Origin of the sequence: Streptomyces sp. NPDC102451 (assembly GCF_044765485.1) — a bacterium.
Classification (GTDB): domain Bacteria; phylum Actinomycetota; class Actinomycetes; order Streptomycetales; family Streptomycetaceae; genus Streptomyces.
Genome location: NZ_JBIWKD010000002.1, coordinates 317,247 through 341,728, shown reverse-complemented (window position 1 = coordinate 341,728; position 24,482 = coordinate 317,247). Strand labels below are relative to the sequence as shown.

The window sequence follows — 24,482 nt, the reverse complement described above, 5'->3', positions numbered from 1 at the left end:
GTTCTATTTTTAATCGTTGTTGGTGGTTTTTATGTCCTCCCCCCCCCCCCCCCCCCCCCCCCCCCCCCCCCCCCCCCCCCCTCAAGGACGTGACATGTCGGAAAGCGAACCCGAGACGGCACTGGGGCCGTTCTCCTCCCCGGACGCGCGGGCGACCCCGTGGGCGTCCGCACGTGAGGTCATCGGCGAGGCAGAGGTGTTCTGGATCTCCACGGTGCGGCCTGACGGGAGACCCCACGTGACGCCGTTGCTGGCGGCCTGGAGCCTGGGCGGAATGTGCTTCACCACGGGCGATCAGGAGCGCAAGGCGCTGAATCTCGACCGGAATCCCCGCTGCGCCCTGACGACCGGCACGCATTCCCTGACCGGTATGGACGTCGTCATCGAGGGCGTCGCGTCCTCGGTGGACGGGCGCGCCGAGCGTGCAGAGGCCGTCGCGGATTTCGAGCGGAAGTACGGCGCGCATCTGACCAGCCCGGAAGGGACGTGGTTCGGGCTGGGCGAGGCAGTCGTCGCCGGTGACGTCCGCCTGTATCGCGTCGCGCCGACCGTCGGCTTCGCTTTCGGCAAGTTGCCGAGATCCAGCCAGACCCGCTACACGTGGCCGAGCCGGTGACCGGGATGCCCACGCTCCAGCTGAGGGTCCAAGGCGTCCTCGACGAACTGGTCGGCACCGGAGCCGAGACGGGCTTGCAGGTCGCCGTCCACCACCAGGGTGTTCGGGTCGTCGACGCCGTCGCCGGTGTCGCCGACGGTGCGACGGGGCGGAAGGTGGGCCCGGACACCCTCTTCTTCAGTTTCTCCGCCGGCAAGGTCATGACCTCTCTGATCGCTCACCTGCTCGTCAGGAACGGGGTTGTCGGGTACGACAGGCCGGTGACCGACATCTGGCCGGAGTTCGGTGCCCACGGCAAGGCGACGGCAACGCTCCGGCACGTACTGACCCACTCGGTGGGCGTGCCGGCGATGCCGCGCCGCATCGGTCCTGCCGATCTGCCCGACTGGTCACGGGTCTGCACCGCGATCGCCGACGCGGAGCCGCTGTGGCCGCCCGGGACCAGGACGGGGTACCACGCGTACACCTTCGGTTTCCTCGTCGGCGAGATCGCGCGCCGGGCCACAGGCAGACCGATGCGGCAGCTCCTGCACGAGTGGATCGCCGTACCCCTGGGCATCCAGGGTGACCTCTTCTACGGTGTGCCCCGGGCCGACCTGCCCCGGCCGGCACGGCTGGAGGACGCCGCACCGCCCCCGGCATCGGGACCACCCGATGCCGATGCCGTACTCGCGCCCTGGGAGCGGCAACCATCCGCGGCGATGGGCAACAGCCCTGAGATCCTCCAGGCGGACATCCCGTCGGTCGGCACCTTCACCGCACGCGGCATCACCGCCATGAACGCCGCGGTCCTCGACGGCCGGCTCCTCGGCCCAGACGGGCTCGACGAGGTGACGGCGGTGGCCTTCGAGGGCACCGACCAGGTCTTCGGCAACCAGGCACGGCTGGCCCTGGGCTACCCGCTGGGCCGCCTCGGTGCGCCGCCGGACGAGGCACCCACCACGTTCGGCTGGGTCGGCGGTGGCGGCAGCTACGTCTACGCCGACACGGCCACCGGCACGGCCTTCGCCTTGACCAAGACCCGCCTCACCCCCCACTTCGACACGGCACAACGACTCGCCGCCCTGACCGCGGCCGAGTACGGCCCCCGCCCTTGAGTGCGAAGACGTCCTAGAGATGGAGGTCCAGCCGGCCGAGCAGGGTGTACGCCCGTTGTTCGGCCGCGGCGAGTTCGGAGGGGTCGATCTCGGCCGGCCATACCTCACCGGCCGCGTTGTCGTCCGCCTCGCGCAGTTCGACGACCGCCTCCGCCAGCCGCAGCCGGACGACCGCGCGCGGTGTCGCCTCCGGACGGACCAGGGACCGTTCGGCGTCCTCGGCGGCCGCGAGGCAGGCCTCCAGGGCTCGCTCCACCCGCATCGCGGCCTGGTCGTGGAGCACCAGGAGCGCGCAGAGCAGCCCGACCGCGATCCCCATGACGCTGCCCAGCGCGCGGTCGAGGATCAGCTCCCCGGCCGGCGCGGGGGCCGCCAGGTCGCTGAGCAGCAGCGCCATCGGCGTCAGGAACACCACGCCCAAGGCGTAGTTGCGGACGACGATGTACTCCAGCAGGAATTCCAGGGCCACGATCACCACGGCGAGCGCCACCGGGCCCGGCTCCGCGGCCAGCACCCCGAGTGCCAGCAGGAGGCCGACGACCGTGCCCAGGGTGCGCTGGACCGCCCGCTGGGCCGTGGTGCGGACGTTGACCGAGTGCAGCACGGCGGCGGCCGAGATCGCGGCCCAGTAGCTGTGCTCCAGGCCCAGGAGCACGGCCAGGCCGCCCGCGACCCCGGTGCCCAGGGCCATCCGCAGGGCGGGGACGGCGAGGACGGCCCTGTGGTGGGGGCCGTGCGGGCGCCCCAGCAGCAGCTCGGTGGCGCGCAGCACGGCGGACGGGGCGCGCGTCCGGCCCGGACCGGCCGGGAGCCGGGAACCGTCGAGGCCTGCCTCCCCGGAGGGCGGCGTACCGGGTGCCGGGGGGACGCCGTGCCGCCGTCCGGTGAGCAGCCGGGCCTGCCCGCGCAGGTACAGTGCCGCGCTCCTCTGTTCCCCGGGAGCCCACCGCTCCGCGCCGACCAGCAGGGCCCAGGAGAGGTCGGCCGGCGGCAGCAGCACCGTGTCGTGCCGGCGACCGGCCCGCCGGGCGGGCGGTGGCTGCCCGAGGCTCCGGTAGGCGTCCAGCACGGCGACCGTGGCCCGGTGCCGCGTCCGCCCGGGCACCTCGGCGCCGGCGGCGCGGGCCTCGAGGAGCGCGGCGACCTCGCGCAGGGCGGTGGCGACGGCGAGGCGTTGCGGCCGGTCCGGATGGATCAGCAGACCGAGCATCCCGAGGAGCCAGGCGGGCGCCGCCCCGGCTGCCGCCATCGCGGTGTACGGGAGGATGTCGGCGGGCGCAGGAGAGGCATGGGCCGCCACCGCGAACGAGAACAGCACCATGATCGCGCCCAGGCCGCTCAGCCGGGTGGCATCGCAGACGAACTTGGCCGCCCCCGCGACCAGCGCCGTCGCCGCGACCACGACGGCGGCGCCGGCCGCGCTCTCCTCCGGGCGCGCCCACGCCGCGAGCGCCGAGCCGCAGGCCACGCACGCCGTCATGGCCAGGGCCACCAGCGCGAGGACCCGGGCGCGGCGGGCGTAGGGCAGGTTCCTGCCGAACGTGGTCGTGAAGGAGCCCAGCATGGCGTACACCGCGAGGTCCGGCCGCCCCGCCAGCACGACGGGCACGGCGACCAGTCCCATCGCCAGGGCGGCCCGCAGCGCGAACACTAGGGCTCCGTCCACGTCATGCAGGACCAGCGCACCGCGGGGATGGAGCACTCGCCGCACGTCCGCGGCCGAACGCCGCCGGCCGCGACGGACGGCGGCGGGGGCGAGGCGACGCAGGAAGGGCATAACAAGGTATATACCTTGCCATTCCGCCGGACCGACGGCCGGCCCCGCCCGCCCCGTTCCCGAGAGCAGGGCGGGGGGGCCGTACGACGATCCGTGCGCGTCGGAGCCACCAGGACGCGGCCCGTCCCCCGGGCTAGGGTCGTGACGCATGAGCACCTGGTTGCCTCTGGACGCCGTTCCCCGGCTGTGCGCTGCCGTGGTCCTCGGAGCCGTGATCGGCCTGGCCGTGGGGCTGGGCACCGTCCCGGCGCTGGGCGGCCTGACCGGGATCACCGCGACCGAGCTGCTCTTCGTCCTGGGCGGATGGGCCGTGCTGTGGCCGATGGACGCCACCGCCACCCGCCGGAACGCGGGGCGTGAGGACTTCCGGCCCGTCACGGAGGAACTCGTCGTCGTGGCGGTCGCGTCGTGCGGCCTGCTGGCCATCGTGCTGCTGCTCCTGCTCGGCCCGGCCGACACCGGGCACGCCGGCGCGGCCATCGCGCTCTGCGGGGTGTTCACGGCGTGGGCCGCGCTGCACCTGATGTACGCCACCCGCTACGCCTACGTCTACTACGCGGCATCGGGCGGGATCGACTTCAACTCGGACCGGCCGCCCGCGTACCGCGACTTCTTCTACTTCAGTTACAACCTCGGCATGACCTACCAGGTGTCCGACACCGACGTCTCCAGTTCGACGATCCGCGCGATCGTGCTGAGGCACTCCCTGCTGTCGTACGTCTTCGGCACCGGCATCCTCGCCACGGCCATCAACCTCGTCATGGGGATCGTCACCGGCTGACGCCGGAGCGCGGGCCGGTACCTCCAGGTCCGCGAGTTGCGCGCTGCTCCGCACCGCGTTTCGGTTGAGGGGAGCCCTCACCGGTGACCCGTCCGAGGGACCGCCGCCGCCCCAGGAGCTGCCATGTCGATGTCGTCGTTCGATTTCGGCTCGTCCGACCCCTTCAGCGAGTTGTTGAACCGGTTCTTCGGCATGTCGCCGGCATCGTCGCCTCCGGCGGTGCAGCGCGTGCCGATCGGGCGGCTGCTGACCGAGTCCTCGCAGGAACTGCTCAACCTGGCGGGACGGCGGGCGATGGAGGACGGGACGTCCGACCTCGACACGGACCACCTCCTGTGGGCGGCGACGAAGGTCGAGCCGGCACGGGGGCTGCTGGAGCGGGCGAGGATGGATCCGGACGCCCTGGCCTCCCGGATCGCCGAGGTCCTCCCCCGCGAGTCGGGCGAGCCGTCCTCGGAACCGGGGCTCACGCCGGCCGCCAAGCGCACCCTCGCCACCGCCTACGAGCGCTCCAGGACGGCCGGCGCGTCGTACATCGGGCCCGAGCACATCCTCGGCGCGCTCCTGGAAGGCGTCGACACGGGTGCCGCCCGGTTGCTGCGTGCCGAGGGTGAGGACGGGAAGAAGCTGGCCGGCCTCACGGAGCAGGCGGGCCGCGCGGACGGGCCCGCTCCCGGGGAGAAGAAGCCCGAGACGACGCTGGACGAGTTCGGACGGGACCTCACCGAGGAGGCGAAGGCCGGGAAGCTCGATCCGGTGGTCGGGCGTGCGGAGGAGATCGAGGAGACGGTCGAGATCCTCTCCCGGCGGTCCAAGAACAACCCCGTGCTCATCGGCGAACCGGGAGTCGGCAAGACCGCGATCGTCGAGGGGCTGGCGCAGCGGATCGTGGCCGGTGAGGTCCCGGGCACCCTGAAGGACAAGCGGGTGGTGGCCCTCGACCTGTCCGGCATGGTGGCGGGGGCGCAGTACCGGGGTCAGTTCGAGGAGCGGCTGAAGAAGGTCATCGAAGACGTCCAGGAGGCCCGCGGGGACATCATCCTGTTCATCGACGAGCTGCACACGGTCGTCGGCGCGGGTGCCACGGGTGAGGGCTCGATGGACGCGGGCAACATGCTCAAGCCGGCCCTGGCCCGTGGGGAACTGCACGTCGTGGGCGCGACCACGATCGACGAGTACCGCAAGTACGTCGAGAAGGACGCCGCGCTCGAACGCCGCTTCCAGCCGGTGATGGTCCCTGAGCCCTCGGTGGAGGAGACGGTGCTGATCCTGGAGGGGCTGCGCGACGCGTACGAGGCCCACCACCAGGTCCGCTTCGCCGACGGCGCGCTGGCGGCCGCCGCGGAACTGTCCGACCGCTATGTCAGTGACCGCTTCCTGCCCGACAAGGCCATCGACGTGATGGACCAGGCCGGGGCGCGGGTGCGGCTGCGCAGTACGGCGCGTTCGACCCTGGCGGTCGCGGCGGAGGACCGTATCGCCAAGCTGGGGCGCGAACGGGACCAGGCGGTGGACGCGGAGGACTTCGAGAAGGCCGCGGAGCTGAAGCGGGAGATCGCGGCGGCGGAGGGTGAACTCGCGGGCATCGAGGAACGGCGCGAGGGCGTCGTCTCGGTCACCGCCACCGACATCGCGGACGTGATCTCCCGCCGTACGGGCATCCCGGTGTCCCAGCTGACGGCCAGCGAGAAGGAGAAGCTGCTCAGGCTCGAGGAGGAGATGCACTCCCGGATCGTGGGCCAGGACGAGGCGGTCACCGCCGTCTCCCAGGCGGTGCGGCGCAACCGGGCCGGGATGGGGGACCCGAACCGCCCCGTGGGTTCCTTCCTCTTCCTCGGTCCCACCGGCGTGGGCAAGACGGAGCTGGCCAAGACCCTCGCCGAGCTGCTGTTCGGCGAGGAGGACCGCATGATCCGCTTCGACATGAGCGAGTTCCAGGAGAAGCACACGGTCGCCCGCCTGGTCGGGGCGCCTCCGGGATACGTCGGATACGACGAGGCCGGCCAGCTCACCGAGAAGGTCCGGCGGCAGCCCTACAGCGTGGTCCTGTTCGACGAGGTGGAGAAGGCCCACCCGGACGTCTTCAACACGCTGCTCCAGATCCTCGACGACGGGCGCCTCACCGACGGCCAGGGCCGCACCGTCGACTTCAGGCACTGCGTCGTCATCATGACGTCCAACATCGGGGCCCGTCGCATCCTCGACCACCACGGCGACGCGTCCGATCTCAAGGACGAGTTGATGGACGAGCTGCGGAGCCGGTTCCTGCCGGAGTTCCTCAACCGCATCGACGAGATCATCATCTTCCACAGCCTCACCGAGGACGACCTGTCGGAGATCGTGGGGCACCTGCTGGCCCGCAGCGAGCGGCGTGTCCACGCCCAGGGCATGAGGCTGGAGGTCACCGAGGCCGCCAAGAAGCTGCTGATCGCCCACGGGCACCAGCCGGAGTTCGGCGCCCGCCCCCTGCGGCGGACCATCCAGACGGAACTCGACAACCGCATCGCCGACCTCCTGCTCGGCGGTGAGGCCGAATCCGGCGACACCATCGTCGCCGAGGTGCAGGGCGATTCCCTCCACTGCACCGTCCGAAAGGGTGAAGCGGACCAGGGAGCGCCCGCCGGGGAGCAGGAAGCGGACCGGGCCCCGGCCACGGACGACGGCGGACAGCCTTGACCCGAGGCGGACGCCGCAAGCGCAGGTGAGCCGATCCGAGGAGGAGACGGGCATGACGCACCACAAGTCCAACGAAGCGGTCGGGGGCGAAACGGAAGCCGGACGGGGCCGGGGGATGCCCCGGCGGCCCGACCAGGATGCACTGGACCGACGGACCACACACGACCGGGAGGAAGCGGGGCTGCCCACGGCGACGCCCGAGGATCCGGACGCCGTCTACCGGGCGGTGCGCGACCAGGTCGACCACGAGGTGAACACCGGCTCCATGCCCACGGGCACCACCCCCCGCAGGGACCGCGGATTCCCGCCCACCCGCTACTGAGCCGGAAGCGCCGCCGGCAGGCCGTCGTGTGGCGGCCTGCCGGACCCGCGGTGAGACTGAGGGCACCGGCCCCCTGAAGGCGAGTGGTGCATGAACACCGTTGAGGAAACGATCGAGGTCGCGGTGCCGGTGCGTACCGCGTACAACCAGTGGACCCAGTTCGAGGGTTTCCCCCGGTTCAGCCGTGTGGTGAAACGCATCGTGCAGGTCACGCCCACCGTGATGGCGTGGGTCGTGGGTACCGGGCCGGTACGCAAGGAGTTCGAGACCGAGATCGTGGAACAGGTCCCCGATTCCCATGTGGCCTGGCGCAGCCTTGACCGCAGCCCGTTGCACGAGGGCGAGGTCGAGTTCCGGGCCCTCGCCCAGGACCGTACGGCGATCACCGTGCGCATGCGGATCCGACGTCGCGGTGCGGCCGGCGCGCTCACGGCGGTCCCCGGGGTGGCCGGCCGTGTCGTACGGCTGGAACTGGCGTGCTTCAAGGAGTTCATCGAGGGGCTCGGGGAAGCCGGCGGGGGCTGGCGGGGGACCATCCGCAAGGGACACGTACGGCCCGGGGAGCCGGAACTGTCGAAGAGCCAGGTGCCCACGTGGCCCGTGGGCTGAGCCTCGGGCGGGATCCAGGAGACGAGAGGCAACTCGATGAAGCCGCCCAGTGACGATCCGCAGGACGACCTGACGGTCACCCCGCCCAAGAAGTGGGCCGCCGGCGTTCCCGCGGTGGTGCACGCGCTGGAGTACTCCTTGCAGCAGACGTCCCCGCGGAAGACCGCGGTGGACCTGCTGACCATGAACCAGGTCGACGGGACGGACTGCCCGGGCTGCGCCTGGGCCGACCCCGCTCCCGGCCACCGGAACCGCAACGAGTACTGCGAGAACGGCGCCAAGCACATCAACGACGAGGCCACGGGACGGCGGATCACCGCCGACTTCTTCCGTGAACACCCGGTCTCCGACCTGGCCGGGCGCTCCGACATGTGGCTGAACCAGCAGGGCCGGCTCACCCGGCCGATGGTCAAGCGCCCGGACTCCGACCACTACGAGCCGATCAGCTGGCACGACGCCCTGAACCTGCTCGCCGAGGAGCTGAGAGCCCTCGGCACACCGGACGAGGCGGTCTTCTACACCTCGGGCAGGGTCAGCAATGAGGCCGCGTTCGTGCTGCAGCTCTTCGCGAGGGCTTTCGGGACCAACAATCTGCCCGACTGCAGCAACATGTGCCACGAGTCGAGCGGATACGCCCTGCACGAGACGCTCGGCACGGGCAAGGGAACGGTCAGTCTCAACGACCTCCACCACGCCGACCTGATCTTCGTCGTCGGACAGAACCCCGGGACCAACCACCCACGGCAGTTGTCCGCGCTGGAGGAGGCGAAGTCGAACGGCGCCCGCATCATCGCGGTGAACACCCTGCCGGAAGCGGGGCTGCTGAGGTTCAAGAACCCCCAGAAGGCGCGCGGGCTGATCGGCCGGGGCGTGGAGATCGCCGACCGGTTCCTGCACATCCGCGCCGGCGGTGACCTGGCCCTCTTCCAGGGCCTGAACCGGCTGCTGCTGGAGGCCGAGGACGACCGTCCGGGGCAGGTGCTGGACCACGACTTCATCGGCACCAACACGAGCGGCTTCGAGGAGTTCGCCGAACACGCGCGGGAGATCTCCTGGGCCGACGTGATCACCGCCACCGGTCTGACCCGCGAGGAGATCGAGGCGGTCGGTGCCGACGTACTGCGCAGTGAACGCGTCATCGTCTGCTGGGCCATGGGCGTGACACAGCACAAGCACGGCGTCCCCACCATCCGGGAGATCGTCAACTTCCTCATGCTGCGCGGCAACCTGGGGCGCGCCGGAGCCGGTGCCTGCCCGGTGCGCGGTCACAGCAACGTCCAGGGCGACCGCACGATGGGTGTCTGGGAACAGATGCCGGACGCCTTCCTGGACGCCCTGCAGCAGGAGTTCGGCTTCGACCCGCCACGTGCCCACGGGCTGGACTCGGTGAACGCGATCCGGGCGATGGGAGAGGGCCGGATCAAGGTCTTCCTGGGGGTCGCGGGCAACTTCGTACGGGCCGCCCCGGACAGCACGGTCACCGAGGAGGCCATGCGCACCTGCCGGCTGACCGCCCACATCTCCACCAAGCTCAACCGGTCCCACACCGTCTGCGGGAGGACCGCGCTGATCCTGCCGACCCTGGGCAGGACCGAACGGGACGTCCAGGCCGGTGGGGAGCAGTTCGTCACGGTGGAGAACTCGATGAGCGAGGTGCACACCTCCCGGGGGCGGCTGAAGCCCGCGTCCAGGCTTCTGCTCAGCGAAGTGGCCATCCTGTGCCGGCTCGCCCGACGCACCCTCGACGGCCGGGTCGACCTCCCGTGGCAGGAGTTCGAGACGGACTACGGGGCGATCCGCGACCGGATCTCCCGGATCGTGCCCGGACTGCACGACCTGAACCGGCGGGTGGCACGGCCCGGAGGGATCCGGCTGCCGAACCCGGTCAACGAGGGCGTCTTCCCCAACGCCGTCGGCAAGGCCCTGTTCACCCGTAACACCTGGCAGATGCCGCATGTGCCGGAAGGTCACCTGCTGCTGCAGACCCTGCGCTCCCACGACCAGTGGAACACCGTCCCCTACACGGCCAACGACCGCTACCGGGGGATCCACGGAAGCCGGCGTGTGGTCCTCGTCAACCCGGCGGACCTCGCCGAACTCGGCCTGAGCGCGGGTCAGCACGTCGACCTGGTCGGTGTCTGGCACGACGAGGCGGAGCGCCGCGCCGAGGGCTTCGAGGTGGTGGAGTACCCGACCGCGCGCGGTTCCGCCGCCGCGTACTACCCGGAGACCCAGGTCCTTGTTCCGCTGGACAGCGTGGCCGACATCAGCAACCAGCCCACCTCGAAGGCGGTCCTCGTCCGGCTCGAGCGGACGACGTAGGTCTCGCGGGTCCCGGTCCGGCGGAGAGAGAACAGCCACACAGCGGAGGGCAGGGCATTCATGCCGGGACCGACACGACAGCCGCGCCTTCCCCGGCGCCAGGGCGACCGGGGGGCGACGGACCGGATGGTGCGGACGCTGCTCCGGCGTCGCAAGAAGGCCCTGGCCGCCGAGGACGTGACGGTCACCGATCCGCCGAAGGTGCGCCGCGCCGTGACGGCGGCGGCGCTCGGAAACACCATGGAGTGGTTCGACTTCGGCGTCTACGCCTATCTCGCGGGCACCCTCGGCAAGGTCTTCTTCCCGTCGAGTTCACCGGGCGCACAGGTGGTGTCGACCTTCGCGACCTTCGCCGCCGCCTTCCTCGTACGGCCGCTGGGCGGGCTGGTGTTCGGCCCGCTCGGCGACCGTGTGGGGCGCCAGAAGGTGCTGGCGGTCACCATGATCATGATGGCGGCGAGCACCTTCGCGGTCGGTTTCCTGCCCTCGTACGCCACGCTCGGTTTCGCCGCTCCGTTGCTGCTGCTGGTGTGCCGTCTGGTCCAGGGCTTCTCCACCGGCGGCGAGTACGCGGGCGCCACGACGTACATCGCGGAGTACGCGCCGGACAAGCGGCGCGGCTTCCTGGGCAGTTGGCTGGACTTCGGCACCTTCGTGGGCTACTCGCTCGGCTCCGGCCTGGTGACCGTGCTGACCATGGTGCTCGGTACGGACGGCCTGACGGACTGGGGATGGCGCATCCCGTTCTTCGTCGCGGGACCGCTCGGCCTGATCGGTCTGTACATGCGCCTGAAGCTGGAGGAGACACCCGCCTTCCAGCGCGAGGAGGAGGCACAGGCCGAAGCCGCGTCCGAGGGGGACCCGGTCGAACAGGCCCGGCAGTCCGGCAAGGGCCGTCTCAAGGAGATCTTCACCAGGCACTGGGAGGCGGTGCTGATCTGCATGGGCCTGGTGCTGCTCTACAACGTCACCAACTACATGGTGACTTCCTACCTGCCGACCTACATGTCCAGCACACTCGGCGAGCCGGAGGCGACGTCCCAGCTCCTGGTCCTCGGCACGATGCTGCTCGTGGTGCTGACCATCACGACCGTCGGGAGATCCTCCGACCGCTGGGGCCGCCGCCCGGTGTTCATGGCCGGGAGCGTGGCACTCGTCGTGTTCGCGATCCCCGCCTTCCTGCTCATCCGGGAGGGCGGCATCCTGCTGCCGGCGATCGGCTGCGGAGTGCTCGGGCTGCTGCTGGTCTGCTTCGCGGGCACCTCCGCCTCGACACTGCCGGCACTGTTCCCCACACGTCTGCGCTACGGCGCCCTGTCGATCGCCTTCAACATCTCCGTGTCGCTGTTCGGCGGGACCACCCCCCTGTTCACCTCGGCGCTCGTGGAGGCGACCGGCAACGACATGGTCCCGGCGTACTACCTGATGGTCGCGGGCGTCATCGGACTCGTCGCGACCTTCTTCCTGCACGAGACCGCGGGCAAACCACTGCGCGGCTCCGGGCCCATGGTGGAGACCCCGGAACAGGCGCGCGTCCTCGTCGCGCGCAGCAGGACGCGGGCGGGCCGGCAGGCGCGTGACGTGTGGATCCGGATGCGGCACCCATGGGGCCGGAACGGCGACAACGGCGACAAGCACTGAGGACCACCGGGTCCCGCGCCTCCCCGGCCGTCCGCGGAGGGGGTGCCACCCCGTGCGGCGCGACCGCGTCTTGGCAGGTCAGACCGACAAAAGCAGCGCAAAACGGATAACCCCAAGATTGGGGCTCCCCAACCAGCACATCGTGGGCTTAACTTATGTGTCATGACCTCCCCCCGCTCCACCTACGGCAGCGGCTACTACGCCGCGCCGTCGTTCCCCGACACCCCGATCTACGACTCCCTGGTCGCCGAGCGGGGGACCCCTCAGATCGCGCCGATCCGGGTCCCCGCCGCCTACGACACCGGGAACAGCTATCTGCCGGCGCTGCCGTCGGCGCTCCCGGCGCTGCCCGCGGCCCCGTCGCAGCACACCGGGTCCTACGGCTACCCGCAGCAGACCCCGCAGCCGCAGTACCAGAACGCCGGGATGCAGCAGGCGCCGATGATGCAGCCCGCACAGCTGCAGCACGCGCCGGCTCCGTACATCCCGCAGCAGCCGTCCGCGCCGCGTGGTTACCAGCAGCCGCAACAGCAGCAGCGGCCCGGCACGGGTTACGAGGCGATGCGTCCGGCGTCGCCCCGGCCCGCGCCGGCTCCCGCCCAGTCGCCGTACGAGGATCCGTACAACCGTCCGTACCAGGGCCGGGGGTACTGAACCAGCGCCGGGGGGTTCTGACGAATCCTGCCGCCCACTGTCAGTGACGGCTGGCAGGATGACGGCATGGTTTCTCCTGTGCTAGGTGCCGCGTACATCCACCCGGTCAAGTCGCTGGCCGCCAGTGCGGCCGACACGGTGGCCGTCGAGCCATGGGGACTCGACGGCGACCGCCGATGGATGCTGATCGACAGCGAGAGCAGAGTCGTCACCCAACGTCAGCAGCCTCGCATGGCCCTGCTGTCCGCCGAGCTGCTGCCCGGTGGCGGATTGGCCCTGTCGGCACCCGGGAGCCCGACGCTGGTGGTGGAGGTGCCCGATCCCGCCGACACGGTCGTCGCCGAGCTCCACAGGAGCAAGGTGACGGTGGTGGTGGCCGCGGAGGCGGCACACGACTGGTTCGGCGCGCGCCTCGGTGCGGAGGTCCGGCTCGTCCATCTCGACGAGCCGTCGCACCGCAGGCCCGTCGATCCGGCGTACGGCCGGCCGGGCGAGACCGTGTCGCTCGCCGACGCCCTCCCGCTGCTCCTCACCACGCGTGCCTCTCTGGACGCGCTCAACTCGCTGGTGGCCCAGGGGGACCATCCGGAAGAGGGGCCGCTGCCGATGAACCGGTTCCGGCCGAATGTGGTCGTGGAGGGTACGGAGCCCTGGGCCGAGGACGACTGGAAGCGGATCGCGATCGGGGAGGTCGCGTTCCGTGTCGTCAAGCCGTGCGGACGGTGTGTCATCACGACCACCGACCAGCTGACCGGGGAGCGGGGCAAGGAGCCGTTGCGCACGCTCGCGCTCCACCGCCGCGACGGGAAACTCCTGCTCTTCGGGCAGCACATGATCCCGGAGGGCACCGGTGTGATCCGGGCCGGGGACCCGGTGCGCATCCTCGGCTGACGGGCGGACCTCGCGGCGGCCCCGTCGCCGAGGAGCGGAACTCGGGCAGCCCCGGGGGGCGTTGGCGGCGTGAAATTGCTCTCTCTTCGCCGCCGGAGGACGTATTCGGCGCCCTTCCGGGTTATCACGGAAAGGGAAGGGGGTGCATGACTGTGCGAGCGGTTCTGGGAATCCGGCGGTGGCGGCACAATCCCGTGTGCCGGGCCACCGACCGTCATGAGGCATGGCTGGCGCTGGTCGCCCTGCTGCTGGTGCTGGTGGCGGCACCGGTGATCGGCTGGAGAGCCGGCTCGCTCACGGACGACGCGCTCCGGCGGACGGTGCGGGCCCAGCACGAGCAACGCCACGCCACCGAGGCCGTCGTGGTCCGCGCGTCGGGCACCACCCGCTTCGCCCAGGACCCCGAGGCGGCCGTCACCGAGGGCTCCATGCGGACGTCGGTGGTGGCCGACTGGCTCGCCCCGGACGGTACGGCACGCACGGGCACCGTGTCGACGGTGTCCTCCACGACCACTCCCGGCGCCCGGATCCAGATCTGGACGGACGGCCGGGGCCACCCCACGATGCGCCCCATGGACATGTCCACGGCTCGTACCCACGCGGCGCTCGCAGGTGTCGGTGCGGCGCTGGTCGCGGGCGGTCTGACGGAAATCGCCCGCAGGATCGTCGTATGGCGCATGATGCAACGGCGGTACGCCCGGCTCGACCGTGCCTGGGCCGAAGTCGGTCCCGACTGGGGCAGAACGGGTACGGGCAGCTGATCCCGCGGACGCAGGTTCGCCCCGTATCCGGCTGACCAGTGGCCTTCGGCGGCCGACCCGTCAACTCGCGCCCGCCACGCGCGCTACGGTGGACCGGCCCGCCCGACTCCTCGGCAGGCGGGCCGTAGGGCTGCCGGCGGACCGGCGGCGCCCGCGGACAGGCACGAGGCAGCGCACACGGCACGAGGTGGGGGCACAGCAGCACCATGGCACAGGGCACGGTCCAGGTGACGCACACCGGCACATCGCGATGGCGGCGCCGTACGGGCGAATACGCATCCCTCACCGCCGCCCTGGAGGCCGCAGCGGACGGTGACGTCCTGACCGTCGCCCCCGGCACCTACCGGGAGAATCTCGTCGTCGACCGCGCGGTGACGCTGCGCGGCCCCGAGGGGTCCGCCGGTTCCGTGCGGATCGCTCCGGCCGACGGGGTCCCCCTGACCGTCCGCGCCTCCGCCGTCGTCCAGGACCTCCATGTGGAGGGCCAGGACTCGGCCGCCCCGGCGCTGCTCGTCGAGGAGGGCTCCCCCGAGCTGTCGGACCTGCGCATCGTGACCAGGTCGGCCGCCGGCATGGAGGTGCGGGGCGCGGCCAGGCCCACGGTGCGCCGCTGCACGGTCGACAACCCGGCCGGCGTGGGCATCGCCGTACTCGACGGCGCCGGCGGCGTGTTCGAGGAGTGCGAGGTCGTCTCGGCGGGCCAGTCCGGTGTCTCGGTGCGTGACGGCGCGCACCCGCGGCTCGAGCGCTGCCGTGTGCACCACTCCTCGGGAGCGGGCCTGAGCGTGACCGGCGAGGGCAGCGGCCTGGAGGCCGTGGGCTGCGAGGTGTACGAGATCAAGGGCAGCGGGGTGCAGATCACCTCCCGCGGCAGCGCGCACCTCACGGACTGCACCGTGCACCGCACGTCCGCCGACGGGGTCACCCTGGACACCGACGCGGTCCTCACGCTGGCGGACTGCGACATCCACGACATCCCGGAGAACGCGGTCGACCTGCGGTCCCGTTCGGTGCTGACGCTGACCCGTTCCACCGTCCGCAGGTTCGGCCGCAACGGCCTCTCGGTGTGGGACCCGGGCACGCGGGTCGACGCCAACCAGTGCGAGATCCACGACAGTACGGGCGACTACCCGGCGGTCTGGGTCAGCGACGGGGCCACGGTGATACTCGACTCGTGCCGCCTCCACGACGTGCCCGACGCCCTGTTCGTCCTCGACCGGGGCTCACGCGCCGACGTCGTGGACAGCGATCTGACCCAGATCCGCAACACGGCGGTCTCGGTGAGCGACGGGGCCACCGCGCAGCTCGACGACTGCCGGATCCGCGAGGCGTCCACGGGCGCGTGGTTCCGTGACCACGGCAGCGGCGGCACGCTGAACAACTGCACCATCGACGCGGCGCAGACCGGTGTCATCGTGACCAAGGGCGCCGATCCGACCATCGAGCGGTGCACGGTCACCTCGCCCGCGGAGGCCGGTTTCTACGTCTCCGCGGAGGGCCGGGGCACCTTCGACAGCTGCCGGGTCACCGGGAGCGACGGGTACGGCTTCCATGTGATGGACGGCTGCCGCTCCACGCTGACCCGGTGCCGGACCGAGCGGTGCGCGCGCGGCGGCTACGAGTTCGCCGACGGCTCCGGCGGCGACGGGCAGGCGGGCGGCCCGGTGGCGCGGGACTGCACCAGCGACGAGAGCGGTCTGCGCGGCGGGGCCACTCCCCCGGCCCCCGCGGTCCTGACGGCGACACAGGCCACGCCCGGGCTGCTCGGCGCGATGCCCGGGCAGCGGACCGCCGAGCCCACTCCCGTCCCCACGGCTCCCGCCGAGCCCGCGCGGGACTCCGGCGCCGTGCTGGGCGAGCTCGACGCGCTGGTGGGCCTCGACAGCGTCAAGCGCGAGGTGCGGGCGCTGACCGACATGATCGAGGTGGGCAGGCGCCGCCGGCTGGCCGGTCTGAAGGCGGCGTCGGTACGCCGGCACCTGGTCTTCACGGGCTCCCCCGGCACGGGCAAGACGACGGTGGCCCGGCTGTACGGGGAGATCCTGGCCTCGCTCGGGGTCCTGGAGCACGGCCATCTCGTGGAGGTGTCCCGTGTCGATCTGGTCGGCGAGCACATCGGGTCCACGGCCATCCGTACCCAGGAGGCGTTCGACCGGGCGCGCGGCGGTGTCCTGTTCGTGGACGAGGCGTACGCCCTCTCGCCCGAGGACTCCGGCCGTGACTTCGGCCGGGAGGCCATCGACACGCTGGTGAAACTGATGGAGGACCACCGCGACGCCGTGGTGGTGATCGTGGCCGGGTACACGCACGAGATGGAGCGATTCCTCACCGTCAACCCCGGTGTGGCGTCCCGTTTCTCCCGGACCATCACCTTCAGCGACTACGAACCCGAGGAGCTGCTGCGGATCGTCGGGCAGCAGACCGAGGAGCACGAGTACAGCCTGGCGGAGGGGACGGGTGAAGCGCTGCTCAAGTACTTCACCGCGCTTCCCAAGGGTCCCGCCTTCGGCAACGGCCGGACGGCCCGCCAGACCTTCGAGTCGATGGTGGAGCGGCACGCGGGCCGGGTCGCCCAGCTCCCCGAGCCGAGCACGGACGACCTGACCATGCTCTATCCCGAGGACCTTCCGGCGCTGCCCTGAGCGGCGCTGCCCCGGTCCTGCGCACCCGAGCCCGTCTGCTGGGGGACGACGGGTCCGAGCCGTTCCAGGAGCGCGGCGCGCTCGACGGCGAAGACCGGGTCGGCCTGGTAGTCGGAGTGCCCCAGGATCGGTTCCGGCAGCGGGTGTGCGGTGGTGCGTCCGTAGACCAGCGGGTCCTTCAGCGGGCCCCGGTCCACTTCCGGGCCCTGCCCCTCGTCGATCCGGACCGGGCCGCCGATGGGGTCCGTCGCACGCCAGAGGTTGCGCCAGCAGTGCACCGAGCGCTGCAGCCCTTCGAGGGGGACCCGGCCGAAGTAGGCCGGGAACCAGCGCCCGTACAGCCGCTCGATCGGGGAACCGTACGTGAGCAGCGCGACCCTGCGGCGGGCCGTGTCGGGGAGCTGCCACACCGCCGCCGCGGCGAGCACACTGCCCTGGGAGTGGCCGGAGATGACGAGCCTGCCGCGGGTGCTCCCGGTCCAGGCGCACATCCGGGACGAGAGGTCCGGGACGGCCCGCTCCGCGTAGCAGGGCGGTGCGAAGGGGTGGGCGGCGCGCGGCCAGAACGTGCCCACGTCCCAGAGGATGCCGATGGTGCGCCGGGCGGAGACGTCGCGGTAGGCCCGGCGGCCCAGGGTGACGAGGAGTATCACGCCGAAACCGGTCATCCAGGAGCCGGTCGACTGGGCGGTCTCGGCGGCCGATTCGACGAACGGGCCCGTGCCGTCCATCGCGAGGCCCGGCACCTCGCCGGTGAGCCAGGAACCGGTCACCGCTGCGGCGCCGAGGAGCAGGGTGGCGGCGGAGAGCAGTCCGAGGATGCCGGGCGCGGAGTCGGTGAGCGCGGCGGTGGCCCGGGTGCGTGCGATGCGCCGGGTGCGTCCAGGCTCGGGGTGCTTCTCCTCGTACTCCGCCTCGGTCGCGGGGCCGAGCCGGCGGGCATGACGCGCGGTGCGCACCGCCAGCCAGACGAGCGGCGGGAGCAGGAGGAGCAGCAGGACCGGGATGACGGAGGCCTGCCAGCTGAGGAGGACGGGCGGTCCCTCTATGTCGGCGCCCGCACCCATGCCGGGGGTGCCGGGGCCGTCGAGCCAGTCGGCCACGCGCTGGGCGACCCCGCCGGTCATCACCCCGCCGAGGGCGCAGGCGAGCATGGCCACCGCCGGGCCGCCGAGGCCGTGGAGGGTGGTGCGCGGCTCGGGGGCGCGCCGGTAGAGGCTCAGGGCCACCACGGCGAGTACGACGACGAGCAGGCCCTGGCCCAGGGCGAGGGCGCGGAAGACGGCCTCGCCGGGGAGGGCACCCGAGGACACCCAGTCGGGGCGCGACCAGCCGGCGTACACCACCGCGCCGAGCAGGAGGACGAGTGCGGCGCCGGGCAGGAAGGTGATGAGGGCCCGGTCGAGCCGGCTGTCGAGGCGACGCTCGCTGCGTCCGCGGTGGCAGACCACCCGGACGACGACGAGGCCGCAGAGAACGAGGAGGGTCTCGAACAGGACGCCGGTCACCGCGGGTACGGGGCTGTCGGCGGCCCGGTCGTGCCGGGCCGCAGCCCCGCCGACCGCAGCGGCGACGGTGAGGAATCCGGCCGCGGTGTGCGCCGCGCGCAGCCGTGCCACCAGCCTGCGTCCGTACCAGAAGCCGGGCCTGCCGAGAGCGGGGCGGACCAGGGGCGCTCCGGAATTCGCGTCGGAACCGGGGTCCGCGCCCGCGTCCTCGTCATCCTCCTCGTCCGTCTCTGTGCTGTCCGGCTGGTCCCAGGTCAGCGGGCGCTGTGACTCGTAGGCGCTCCAAGTGCGGTTGGAGAGGTACCAGAGCAGGCCCACCAGGGCGGCGGGCACGAGCGCCGCGACGGCGAGGCGGCGTCCGGGCTGGGCGAACCACCCGTCCTGCTGGGTGGAGAGGAAGCCGAGCCAGGAGCGCTGCCCGGAGCACTCGGGCGTCCCCGCGCACTGCCAGGCCACCAGGTCGAGGGCGACCTCGCAGGCCGCGGCGGTCAGGAGCACGGTCAGGCTGAGCGCGGCGAGCCGCACCAGCACCCCGTAGAGCCGGACCGTCCGGGGACGCCCCTGCGCGGAGGGCCGCATCCAGTGGGCGAGGTTGACCACCATGAAGGGGAGCAGCAGCAGCCACAGGGCACGGGAGCCGTTGCCCGAGGTGAGGTTGGACCAGCAGTAGGCCTCGGCGATGGGTCCGTCCCGGTGGCGCTCGGGGTGCTGTTCGGCTCCCACGTCCTCGGTGCGCCGGTGGACGGCGGCCGTGACGTCACCGGTGATCCTGGTCGTACGGGGGTCGCCGAGCATCTCCTGCGGGGTGGTTCCGCCGACACCGTGGACGAGCAGTTCCAGTGCGGCACCACTGTTGTGCGCGGCGGCCTCGGCCTGGGGTGCAGGGGGCAATGTCGGTGACTCGCTCTCTGGTCCGTCCGGCTCGCGGCCGGTGGGGAGGGGCGGCGGGATCTGAGCTGATGCGCAGTCACCACCATCGCCGACGGGAGGTGTCCGGCGCACCGGCTCTCACCGAATCTCCCCAGTGGGACGGCCTGTGGGGGTGCGTGGGAGGATGAGGGCGTCCCGCAGGACCGCTGCCGGACCGTGCGGACAGAGGGAAGGGCCGGGGCCCGGCGTTGAGCGAGAACCAGAACCTGCTCGCGGAGCAGCGGCGTGCGCTCATTCTCGACGATGTGCGCAAGCGCGGCGGGGTCAGGGTCAACGAGCTGACCCGCAAGCTGAGCGTCTCCGACATGACCATCCGCCGGGACCTGGACGCCCTGGCGCGCCAGGGCGTGATCGAGAAGGTCCACGGCGGAGCCGTCCCGGTCGTCGAGGCGAGCACGCACGAGCCCGGCTTCGAGGCCAAGTCGACGCTGGAGCTCAGCGCCAAGGAGGACATCGCCCGCACGGCGGCCACGATGGCGGTGCCCGGCAGCGCGATCGCGCTCTCCGGCGGCACCACCACGTTCGCACTGGCGCGGCACCTCCTGGACGTACCGGGGCTGACGGTGGTGACGAACTCGGTGCGGGTCGCCGATGTGTTCCACGGGGCGCAGCGCCCGACCGCGACGGGCGGTGCTCGGGCCGGTGCGGCCACGGTGGTGCTGACCGGTGGGGTCCGTACGCCGTCGGACTCGCTCGTCGGGCCGGTCGCGGACCGTGCGATCGGGTCGCTCCACTTCGACGTGCTGTTCCTCGGGGTGCACGGGATCTCGGTCGAGGCCGGTCTCTCCACGCCCAATCTCGCGGAGGCCGAGACGAACCGCCGCTTCGTACGGGCGGCCAGGCGCGTCGTGGTCGTCGCGGACCACACCAAGTGGGGCACGGTGGGTCTGAGTTCGTTCGCGGCGCTCGACGAGGTCGATGCCTTCGTCACGGACGCCGGTCTGCCGGACGCGGCGAGGCAGCAGATCGAGGAGCACCTGCCGGGCCTGGTGGTGGCGGGCGGGTCGTCGGACGAGTAGTCCGCCTCCAGTGGGGCGCGCGCCTTCCGGCTCCGGGGCTTCCGGGCGACGGACGTCCTAGGATCGGACCGTGGCCGTATTCCGCATCGAGCGTTTCACTCCCCTCCCAGCCGCCGAGGCGTGGCGGCGGGTGACCGACTGGGAGCGGCACGGCGGGACCGTTCCGTTCACCTCGGTCACCGTCCCCGCGGGCCTGCCCACCCGGACCGGCACGGTCTTCGTGGCCCGTACCGGTGTGGGGCCGCTGGGCTTCGACGATCCGATGGAAGTGGTGCGGTGGATCCCGCCCGCCGCCGGCCGGGCCGGGCTGTGCCGGCTGGAGAAGCGGGGTGCCGTGGTGCGCGGCCGGGCCTCGATCGACGTCTGCCCGACCGGCTCCGGTTCGCATGTGGTCTGGGTCGAGGAACTGCGTGTGAGGCTGCTGCCACGCTGGGCCGATCCGCTGCTGGCGACCGCCGGGCGTAAGGTCTTCGCCCGCGAGCTGGGCACCCTGCTCGACGACTGAGTGCCGCGCGGAACGCGCCCCGCGGTCGCCCAGGAGGGGCGGCGAGGGGGCTGGTGAGGTATCCCGGAATCATGGACTTCCGGCAGTGGGCAGATGGAATCCAGGACGGCTCCCGGTGGAGCCGGGCACTCCTCGTGGCGCCTTTGGTCCTGATCGCCGTCGTGACGGTCGTCGACATCAATGTTCCGCCCGGCGTCCACCTCGGTCCGTTCCTCGTGGCGGCACCGGCGCTCACCGCGTCGTTCGCAGGTCCGCGGCCTACCGCGTTCGTCGGCGCCGTCGCGGTGCTGGCCCAGGCGGTCGTGGCGGTGACACGCTCCAGCATCACCGACCTCAATCACATGTTCCAGATCGCCGCGCTCTTCCTGATCTCGGCCATCGTCACGTTCTTCGCCCATCTGCGGGTGCGCAGAGCGGCTGAGATGGTGCGGCTGCGGACCGTGGCCGAAGCGGCCCAGCGCAGCGTTCTCCGGCCCCTGCCCGGGCGCAGCGGACCACTGCGCCTCGCCTCGGTCTACATGGCGGCCGAGGCGGGGGCCCAGCTCGGCGGTGACCTGTACGCGACCGCCCGCACGGCCTGGGGAACCCGCGTGATCATCGGTGATGTCCGGGGCAAGGGTCTCGATGCCATCAGCGGTGCGGCGGGTGTGCTGGGTGCCTTCCGCGCGCTGGCCCGCCAGGAGGAGCATCTGCCCGATCTGGTGACCCGCCTCGAGAGCAGTGTGGCCGCCCACCGGATCGACTCCCTGAACGAGACGGCGGACCGGGCCGAGGGCCAGTACATCGCGGAGGTCTTCGTCACCGCTTCCGTACTCGACATCCCGGATACGGAACCGGAGCTCCGGCTGGTCAGCTGCGGGCATCCACCGCCCCTGCTGCTGCGGGCGGGACGTGTGCACGCCCTCGACGCGACGGAACCGGCTCCGCCCCTCGGGGTCGGCCCGCTGACGGACGCCGGACCCGCCGAGGACGTGTTCAGCTTCCGTGCCGGTGACGTGCTGCTGCTGTACACCGACGGCGTCACCGAGGCGCGGGACGGCTCCGGCCGCTTCTACCCGCTGGCCGAGCGGGTGGGCTCGTGGACCGGAGCGGGGCCAGGACCGCTCCTCGACCGCCTGGGCGCCGATCTGCTGCGCCACGCGGGCGGCCACCTGGGCGACGACGCGGCCATGGTCGCGGTCGAACGCCTTCCCGATCCCGGATGAGAGAGGGCGGACGACCGCCCGGCTCAGGAGGACCAGGTGCCGGTGGCCAGGAAGTGGTCGATCGTCTCCGTGTACGGGCGGATGTCCAGGCCCTGCCCGCTCAGCCAGTCGTCGGAGTAGTACTTGTCGAGGTAGCGGTCGCCGGGGTCGCAGAACAGCGTGACGACGCTTCCGGTGCTTCCCCTCTCCACCATCTCGGCCACGAGCTTGAGGGCGCTCCACAGCCCGGTACCGGTCGATCCGCCCGCCTTGCGGCCGATGGCGCGCTCCAGCACCCGGACCGCCGCGACGCTGGCCGCGTCGGGCACCTTCATCATCCGGTCGATGGCGCCGGGCACGAAGCTCGGCTCCATCCGGGGTCTGCCGATGCCTTCGATGCGTGAGCCGCAGTCGCTGGTCGCCAGTTGGTCGTGCCTGGTCCATCCGTCGAAGAAACAGGAGTTCTCCGGGTCCGGTACGCAGATCCGTGTGTCGTGCTGCATGTACCGGACGTAGCGCCCGATGGTCGCGGAGGTGCCGCCGGTGCCGGCCGTGGCGACGATCCAGGCGGGTTCGGGATACCGCTCCAGCCTCAGCTGCTGGTAGATGGACTCGGCGATGTTGTTGTTGCCCCGCCAGTCGGTGGCCCGTTCCGCGTAGGTGAACTGGTCCATGTAGTGACCGCCGGTCTCGGCCGCGAGGGCCGCCGACTCCTCGTAGATGCGGCGGGCGTCGTCGACGAAGTGGCACTGTCCGCCGTGGAATTCGATCAGGCGGCACTTCTCGGGGCTGGTGGTCCGGGGCATCACCGCGACGAACGGCACACCGATCAGCTTCGCGAAGTACGCCTCCGAGACGGCCGTCGAGCCGCTGGAGGCCTCGATGACCGGCTTGCCGCGGCGGATCCAGCCGTTGCAGAGTCCGTACAGGAAGAGCGAACGGGCCAGCCGGTGCTTGAGGCTGCCGGTGGGGTGCGTCGACTCGTCCTTGAGGTAGAGGTCGATGCCCCAGTGTTCCGGCAGCGGGAAGCGCAGGAGATGGGTGTCGGCCGAACGGTTCGCGTCCGCCTGGACCTTGCGCACCGCTTCCTTGAGCCAGGCGCGGTAGTCCGGGTCGCTCCGGTCGACGTCGACGGTCTCCACCACGCCACCGCCCGGTGTGTGCTCACTGGTGTCCATCAGCGGTCTCCTTCGGGTGACGGCGGTTCTCCGTGGGACCTACGATATTCCCCCCACCTGCACAAACGTTTACTTTGGCAACCCATAGGCCTCCCTTGGCCCAGCAGGTCCCACCGCCGCCTCGGGCCACGCCCCCGGTCCGGGCGAGCGGCCGGAATCGGTGGTGATGAGGCCTGGTGTCAGGGCCCCCTTCACGGGCAGACTTGCAGAAGCCGGTACAAGGGGGGCGAAGTCGCCATGGCCGAGACAGAGTTCAGTGCTGCGGATTTCGGCGCGCCGGGGTTCGGCGCGGCCGAGTTCAGGGCCAGCGACGTCAGGATCCGGCGGTGGGCACGGTCGCTGACGAGGGCCGGCCAGGTCATCGTCCAGGACGGCCGCATCGCGCTGCTGACGAGCACCGGGCGGGAGATCGCCAGCGCCCCGGTGACGGCGGTGAGCGCCGGGAAGCCGTGGTTCCTGGCCGCCGACTCGGCCGTCGCCCGTATCAACGGGGTGCGGTACCGGCTGACCATGGGCCAGCGCAACCGCAGACCCGGCGGGGCCGCGCCCGTCCGCAGGTTCCTGGAGGCGCTACGGAGTGCCGCGGGGCGGCGGGTCTGACGCTACGGCCCGGTACGGACACCGCGAGTTGCGGAGCCCAACCCCCTGAGTCACGCTGGTCACACGTCACTGATGGTGTACCGGCGGTGACAGCGAAAGCCGCCCCCGCCGGGAGCCACGCAGGGGCGGACCATGCATGACCAGAAACAGCAGTCAGCCATCTGCTGGATCCGTTCCTTCGTCTTCTTCCGGACCTATTTCGGGGAGTCGCAGCCGTGATCAGCGAGCCAAGCAGGCACTGCGCGGTGGAGCTCCAGGCCCTGCCGTCGCGGATCGGTCAGGTCCGCAGAATAATTTCGGCGCAACTGCGCTACTGGCATCTCGATCCTCTGATCGACCAGGCAGCGCTCGGTGTCACCGAACTGCTGACCAACGTCCACCGGCACGCACAGCCGGACAAATCATGCACCGTCGAGATCGAGCTGCTGCTCGACCGGCTGACGGTCTCCGTCCACGACCACGACCCCCGGCTGCCGACCGTGTGCGACGCCGACCAGTCCGCCACCTCCGGGCGCGGACTGGCGATGATCGCCGCGGTCAGCGAGAGCTGGGGCGTACGACCGAGCGACGACGCGGGGAAGGTCATCTGGTTCACCCTGCCCGCACCGTCGTTCACCACGGCTCTGCCCCCTCTTCCGGTGTACGGGTCGACGACCGACGGCCCGTTCGGCTCGGACGTCGTGGGGTTCGTGGAGCCGACGGCAGCACGGACGCACGCCCGGTCGACCGTCGTCGGCTGACCGTCGTCGGCTGACCGGAGAGCGACCGC

The 24,482-nt window shown here is 71.7% G+C and carries 20 protein-coding genes; 17 read left to right on the top strand and 3 right to left on the bottom strand.

From position 1 onward, the window contains the following. Positions 1–31 precede the first annotated feature (31 nt). Positions 32–616: a pyridoxamine 5'-phosphate oxidase family protein gene (locus ACIRD8_RS05090; RefSeq protein WP_403986221.1), complete on the top strand. Its 585-nt coding sequence runs from the start codon at positions 32–34 to the stop codon at positions 614–616. Then, positions 601–1,713 carry a serine hydrolase domain-containing protein gene (locus ACIRD8_RS05085; protein ID WP_403986218.1) on the top strand — a complete coding sequence of 371 codons (1,113 nt, stop codon included), beginning with the start codon at positions 601–603 and terminating at the stop codon, positions 1,711–1,713. Before ACIRD8_RS05090 ends, ACIRD8_RS05085 begins: the two co-directional genes overlap by 16 nt. 13 nt (positions 1,714–1,726) lie before the next feature. On the opposite strand, the gene ACIRD8_RS05080 is transcribed toward ACIRD8_RS05085, so the two are convergent. Further along, complete coding sequence (locus tag ACIRD8_RS05080) at positions 1,727–3,490, bottom strand: FUSC family protein (protein ID WP_403986215.1); 1,764 nt, start codon at positions 3,488–3,490, stop codon at positions 1,727–1,729. A gap of 148 nt (positions 3,491–3,638) precedes the next feature. Between ACIRD8_RS05080 and ACIRD8_RS05075 the strand changes: the two genes are divergently transcribed. The 10 genes from ACIRD8_RS05075 to ACIRD8_RS05030 all read left to right on the top strand — a co-directional run bounded on the left by ACIRD8_RS05075 (position 3,639) and on the right by ACIRD8_RS05030 (position 16,789). Beyond that, entirely contained in the window at positions 3,639–4,271 is a 633-nt protein-coding gene (locus ACIRD8_RS05075) for a DUF1345 domain-containing protein (protein ID WP_403986212.1), read from the top strand. A gap of 123 nt (positions 4,272–4,394) precedes the next feature. Then, a complete protein-coding gene (locus ACIRD8_RS05070; protein WP_403986209.1) occupies positions 4,395–6,947 on the top strand; it encodes an ATP-dependent Clp protease ATP-binding subunit in 2,553 nt (850 codons plus the stop codon). Between the two features lie 52 nt (positions 6,948–6,999). Beyond that, complete coding sequence (locus ACIRD8_RS05065; protein ID WP_403986206.1) at positions 7,000–7,269, top strand: hypothetical protein; 270 nt, start codon at positions 7,000–7,002, stop codon at positions 7,267–7,269. Positions 7,270–7,359: 90 nt separating this feature from the next. Continuing rightward, positions 7,360–7,878, top strand: coding sequence for an SRPBCC family protein (locus tag ACIRD8_RS05060; RefSeq protein ID WP_403986203.1), 519 nt, complete (start codon positions 7,360–7,362; stop codon positions 7,876–7,878). 36 nt (positions 7,879–7,914) lie between these two features. Further along, positions 7,915–10,200: an FdhF/YdeP family oxidoreductase gene (locus ACIRD8_RS05055; protein ID WP_403986200.1), complete on the top strand. Its 2,286-nt coding sequence runs from the start codon at positions 7,915–7,917 to the stop codon at positions 10,198–10,200. Between the two features lie 126 nt (positions 10,201–10,326). Next, positions 10,327–11,841 (top strand): glycine betaine/L-proline transporter ProP, encoded by a 1,515-nt coding sequence (gene proP / locus ACIRD8_RS05050; RefSeq protein ID WP_403987267.1) that lies wholly within the window; start codon positions 10,327–10,329, stop codon positions 11,839–11,841. Positions 11,842–12,003: 162 nt separating this feature from the next. After that, on the top strand, positions 12,004–12,495 hold the full coding sequence (locus ACIRD8_RS05045) for a DUF6643 family protein (RefSeq protein WP_403986197.1): 492 nt from the start codon (positions 12,004–12,006) through the stop codon (positions 12,493–12,495). Between the two features lie 66 nt (positions 12,496–12,561). After that, positions 12,562–13,386, top strand: a complete 825-nt coding sequence (locus ACIRD8_RS05040) for an MOSC domain-containing protein (protein ID WP_403986194.1) — start codon at positions 12,562–12,564, stop codon at positions 13,384–13,386. A gap of 146 nt (positions 13,387–13,532) precedes the next feature. Further along, a complete protein-coding gene (locus tag ACIRD8_RS05035; RefSeq protein ID WP_403986191.1) occupies positions 13,533–14,147 on the top strand; it encodes a hypothetical protein in 615 nt (204 codons plus the stop codon). Positions 14,148–14,353: 206 nt separating this feature from the next. After that, complete coding sequence (locus tag ACIRD8_RS05030) at positions 14,354–16,789, top strand: right-handed parallel beta-helix repeat-containing protein (RefSeq protein ID WP_403986188.1); 2,436 nt, start codon at positions 14,354–14,356, stop codon at positions 16,787–16,789. Here ACIRD8_RS05030 and ACIRD8_RS05025 read toward each other — a convergent pair. Beyond that, on the bottom strand, positions 16,759–19,188 hold the full coding sequence (locus ACIRD8_RS05025; RefSeq protein WP_403986185.1) for a hypothetical protein: 2,430 nt from the start codon (positions 19,186–19,188) through the stop codon (positions 16,759–16,761). The genes ACIRD8_RS05030 and ACIRD8_RS05025 overlap by 31 nt on opposite strands. Positions 19,189–19,415: 227 nt before the next feature. On the opposite strand from ACIRD8_RS05025, the gene ACIRD8_RS05020 reads away from it, so the two are divergent. The 3 genes from ACIRD8_RS05020 to ACIRD8_RS05010 all read left to right on the top strand — a co-directional run bounded on the left by ACIRD8_RS05020 (position 19,416) and on the right by ACIRD8_RS05010 (position 21,956). After that, the gene (locus ACIRD8_RS05020; RefSeq protein WP_403986182.1) at positions 19,416–20,246 is read left to right on the top strand and encodes a DeoR/GlpR family DNA-binding transcription regulator; all 831 of its coding nucleotides are present in this window, start codon (positions 19,416–19,418) and stop codon (positions 20,244–20,246) included. A 70-nt stretch (positions 20,247–20,316) separates the two neighbouring features. After that, a complete protein-coding gene (locus tag ACIRD8_RS05015; RefSeq protein ID WP_403986180.1) occupies positions 20,317–20,751 on the top strand; it encodes an SRPBCC family protein in 435 nt (144 codons plus the stop codon). A gap of 71 nt (positions 20,752–20,822) precedes the next feature. Beyond that, entirely contained in the window at positions 20,823–21,956 is a 1,134-nt protein-coding gene (locus ACIRD8_RS05010; protein ID WP_403986177.1) for a PP2C family protein-serine/threonine phosphatase, read from the top strand. Between the two features lie 23 nt (positions 21,957–21,979). On the opposite strand, the gene ACIRD8_RS05005 is transcribed toward ACIRD8_RS05010, so the two are convergent. After that, positions 21,980–23,113: a PLP-dependent cysteine synthase family protein gene (locus ACIRD8_RS05005; protein ID WP_403986174.1), complete on the bottom strand. Its 1,134-nt coding sequence runs from the start codon at positions 23,111–23,113 to the stop codon at positions 21,980–21,982. A 237-nt stretch (positions 23,114–23,350) separates the two neighbouring features. Here ACIRD8_RS05005 and ACIRD8_RS05000 point away from each other — a divergent pair, with 237 nt between their 5' ends. Continuing rightward, the gene (locus ACIRD8_RS05000) at positions 23,351–23,713 is read left to right on the top strand and encodes a hypothetical protein (RefSeq protein ID WP_403986171.1); all 363 of its coding nucleotides are present in this window, start codon (positions 23,351–23,353) and stop codon (positions 23,711–23,713) included. Between the two features lie 215 nt (positions 23,714–23,928). Next, the gene (locus tag ACIRD8_RS04995) at positions 23,929–24,453 is read left to right on the top strand and encodes an ATP-binding protein (RefSeq protein ID WP_403986168.1); all 525 of its coding nucleotides are present in this window, start codon (positions 23,929–23,931) and stop codon (positions 24,451–24,453) included. Positions 24,454–24,482 lie beyond the last annotated feature (29 nt).

Coding starts and splice junctions, on each gene's coding strand:
- ACIRD8_RS05090 (WP_403986221.1), top strand. CDS start 32: ATGTCCTCCCCCCCCCCCCCCCCCCCCCCCCCCCCCCCCCCCCCCCCC.
- ACIRD8_RS05080 (WP_403986215.1), bottom strand. CDS start 3,490: ATGCCCTTCCTGCGTCGCCTCGCCCCCGCCGCCGTCCGTCGCGGCCGG.
- ACIRD8_RS05075 (WP_403986212.1), top strand. CDS start 3,639: ATGAGCACCTGGTTGCCTCTGGACGCCGTTCCCCGGCTGTGCGCTGCC.
- ACIRD8_RS05070 (WP_403986209.1), top strand. CDS start 4,395: ATGTCGATGTCGTCGTTCGATTTCGGCTCGTCCGACCCCTTCAGCGAG.
- ACIRD8_RS05065 (WP_403986206.1), top strand. CDS start 7,000: ATGACGCACCACAAGTCCAACGAAGCGGTCGGGGGCGAAACGGAAGCC.
- ACIRD8_RS05060 (WP_403986203.1), top strand. CDS start 7,360: ATGAACACCGTTGAGGAAACGATCGAGGTCGCGGTGCCGGTGCGTACC.
- ACIRD8_RS05055 (WP_403986200.1), top strand. CDS start 7,915: ATGAAGCCGCCCAGTGACGATCCGCAGGACGACCTGACGGTCACCCCG.
- proP (WP_403987267.1), top strand. CDS start 10,327: ATGGTGCGGACGCTGCTCCGGCGTCGCAAGAAGGCCCTGGCCGCCGAG.
- ACIRD8_RS05045 (WP_403986197.1), top strand. CDS start 12,004: ATGACCTCCCCCCGCTCCACCTACGGCAGCGGCTACTACGCCGCGCCG.
- ACIRD8_RS05040 (WP_403986194.1), top strand. CDS start 12,562: ATGGTTTCTCCTGTGCTAGGTGCCGCGTACATCCACCCGGTCAAGTCG.
- ACIRD8_RS05035 (WP_403986191.1), top strand. CDS start 13,533: ATGACTGTGCGAGCGGTTCTGGGAATCCGGCGGTGGCGGCACAATCCC.
- ACIRD8_RS05030 (WP_403986188.1), top strand. CDS start 14,354: ATGGCACAGGGCACGGTCCAGGTGACGCACACCGGCACATCGCGATGG.
- ACIRD8_RS05010 (WP_403986177.1), top strand. CDS start 20,823: ATGGACTTCCGGCAGTGGGCAGATGGAATCCAGGACGGCTCCCGGTGG.
- ACIRD8_RS05005 (WP_403986174.1), bottom strand. CDS start 23,113: ATGGACACCAGTGAGCACACACCGGGCGGTGGCGTGGTGGAGACCGTC.
- ACIRD8_RS05000 (WP_403986171.1), top strand. CDS start 23,351: ATGGCCGAGACAGAGTTCAGTGCTGCGGATTTCGGCGCGCCGGGGTTC.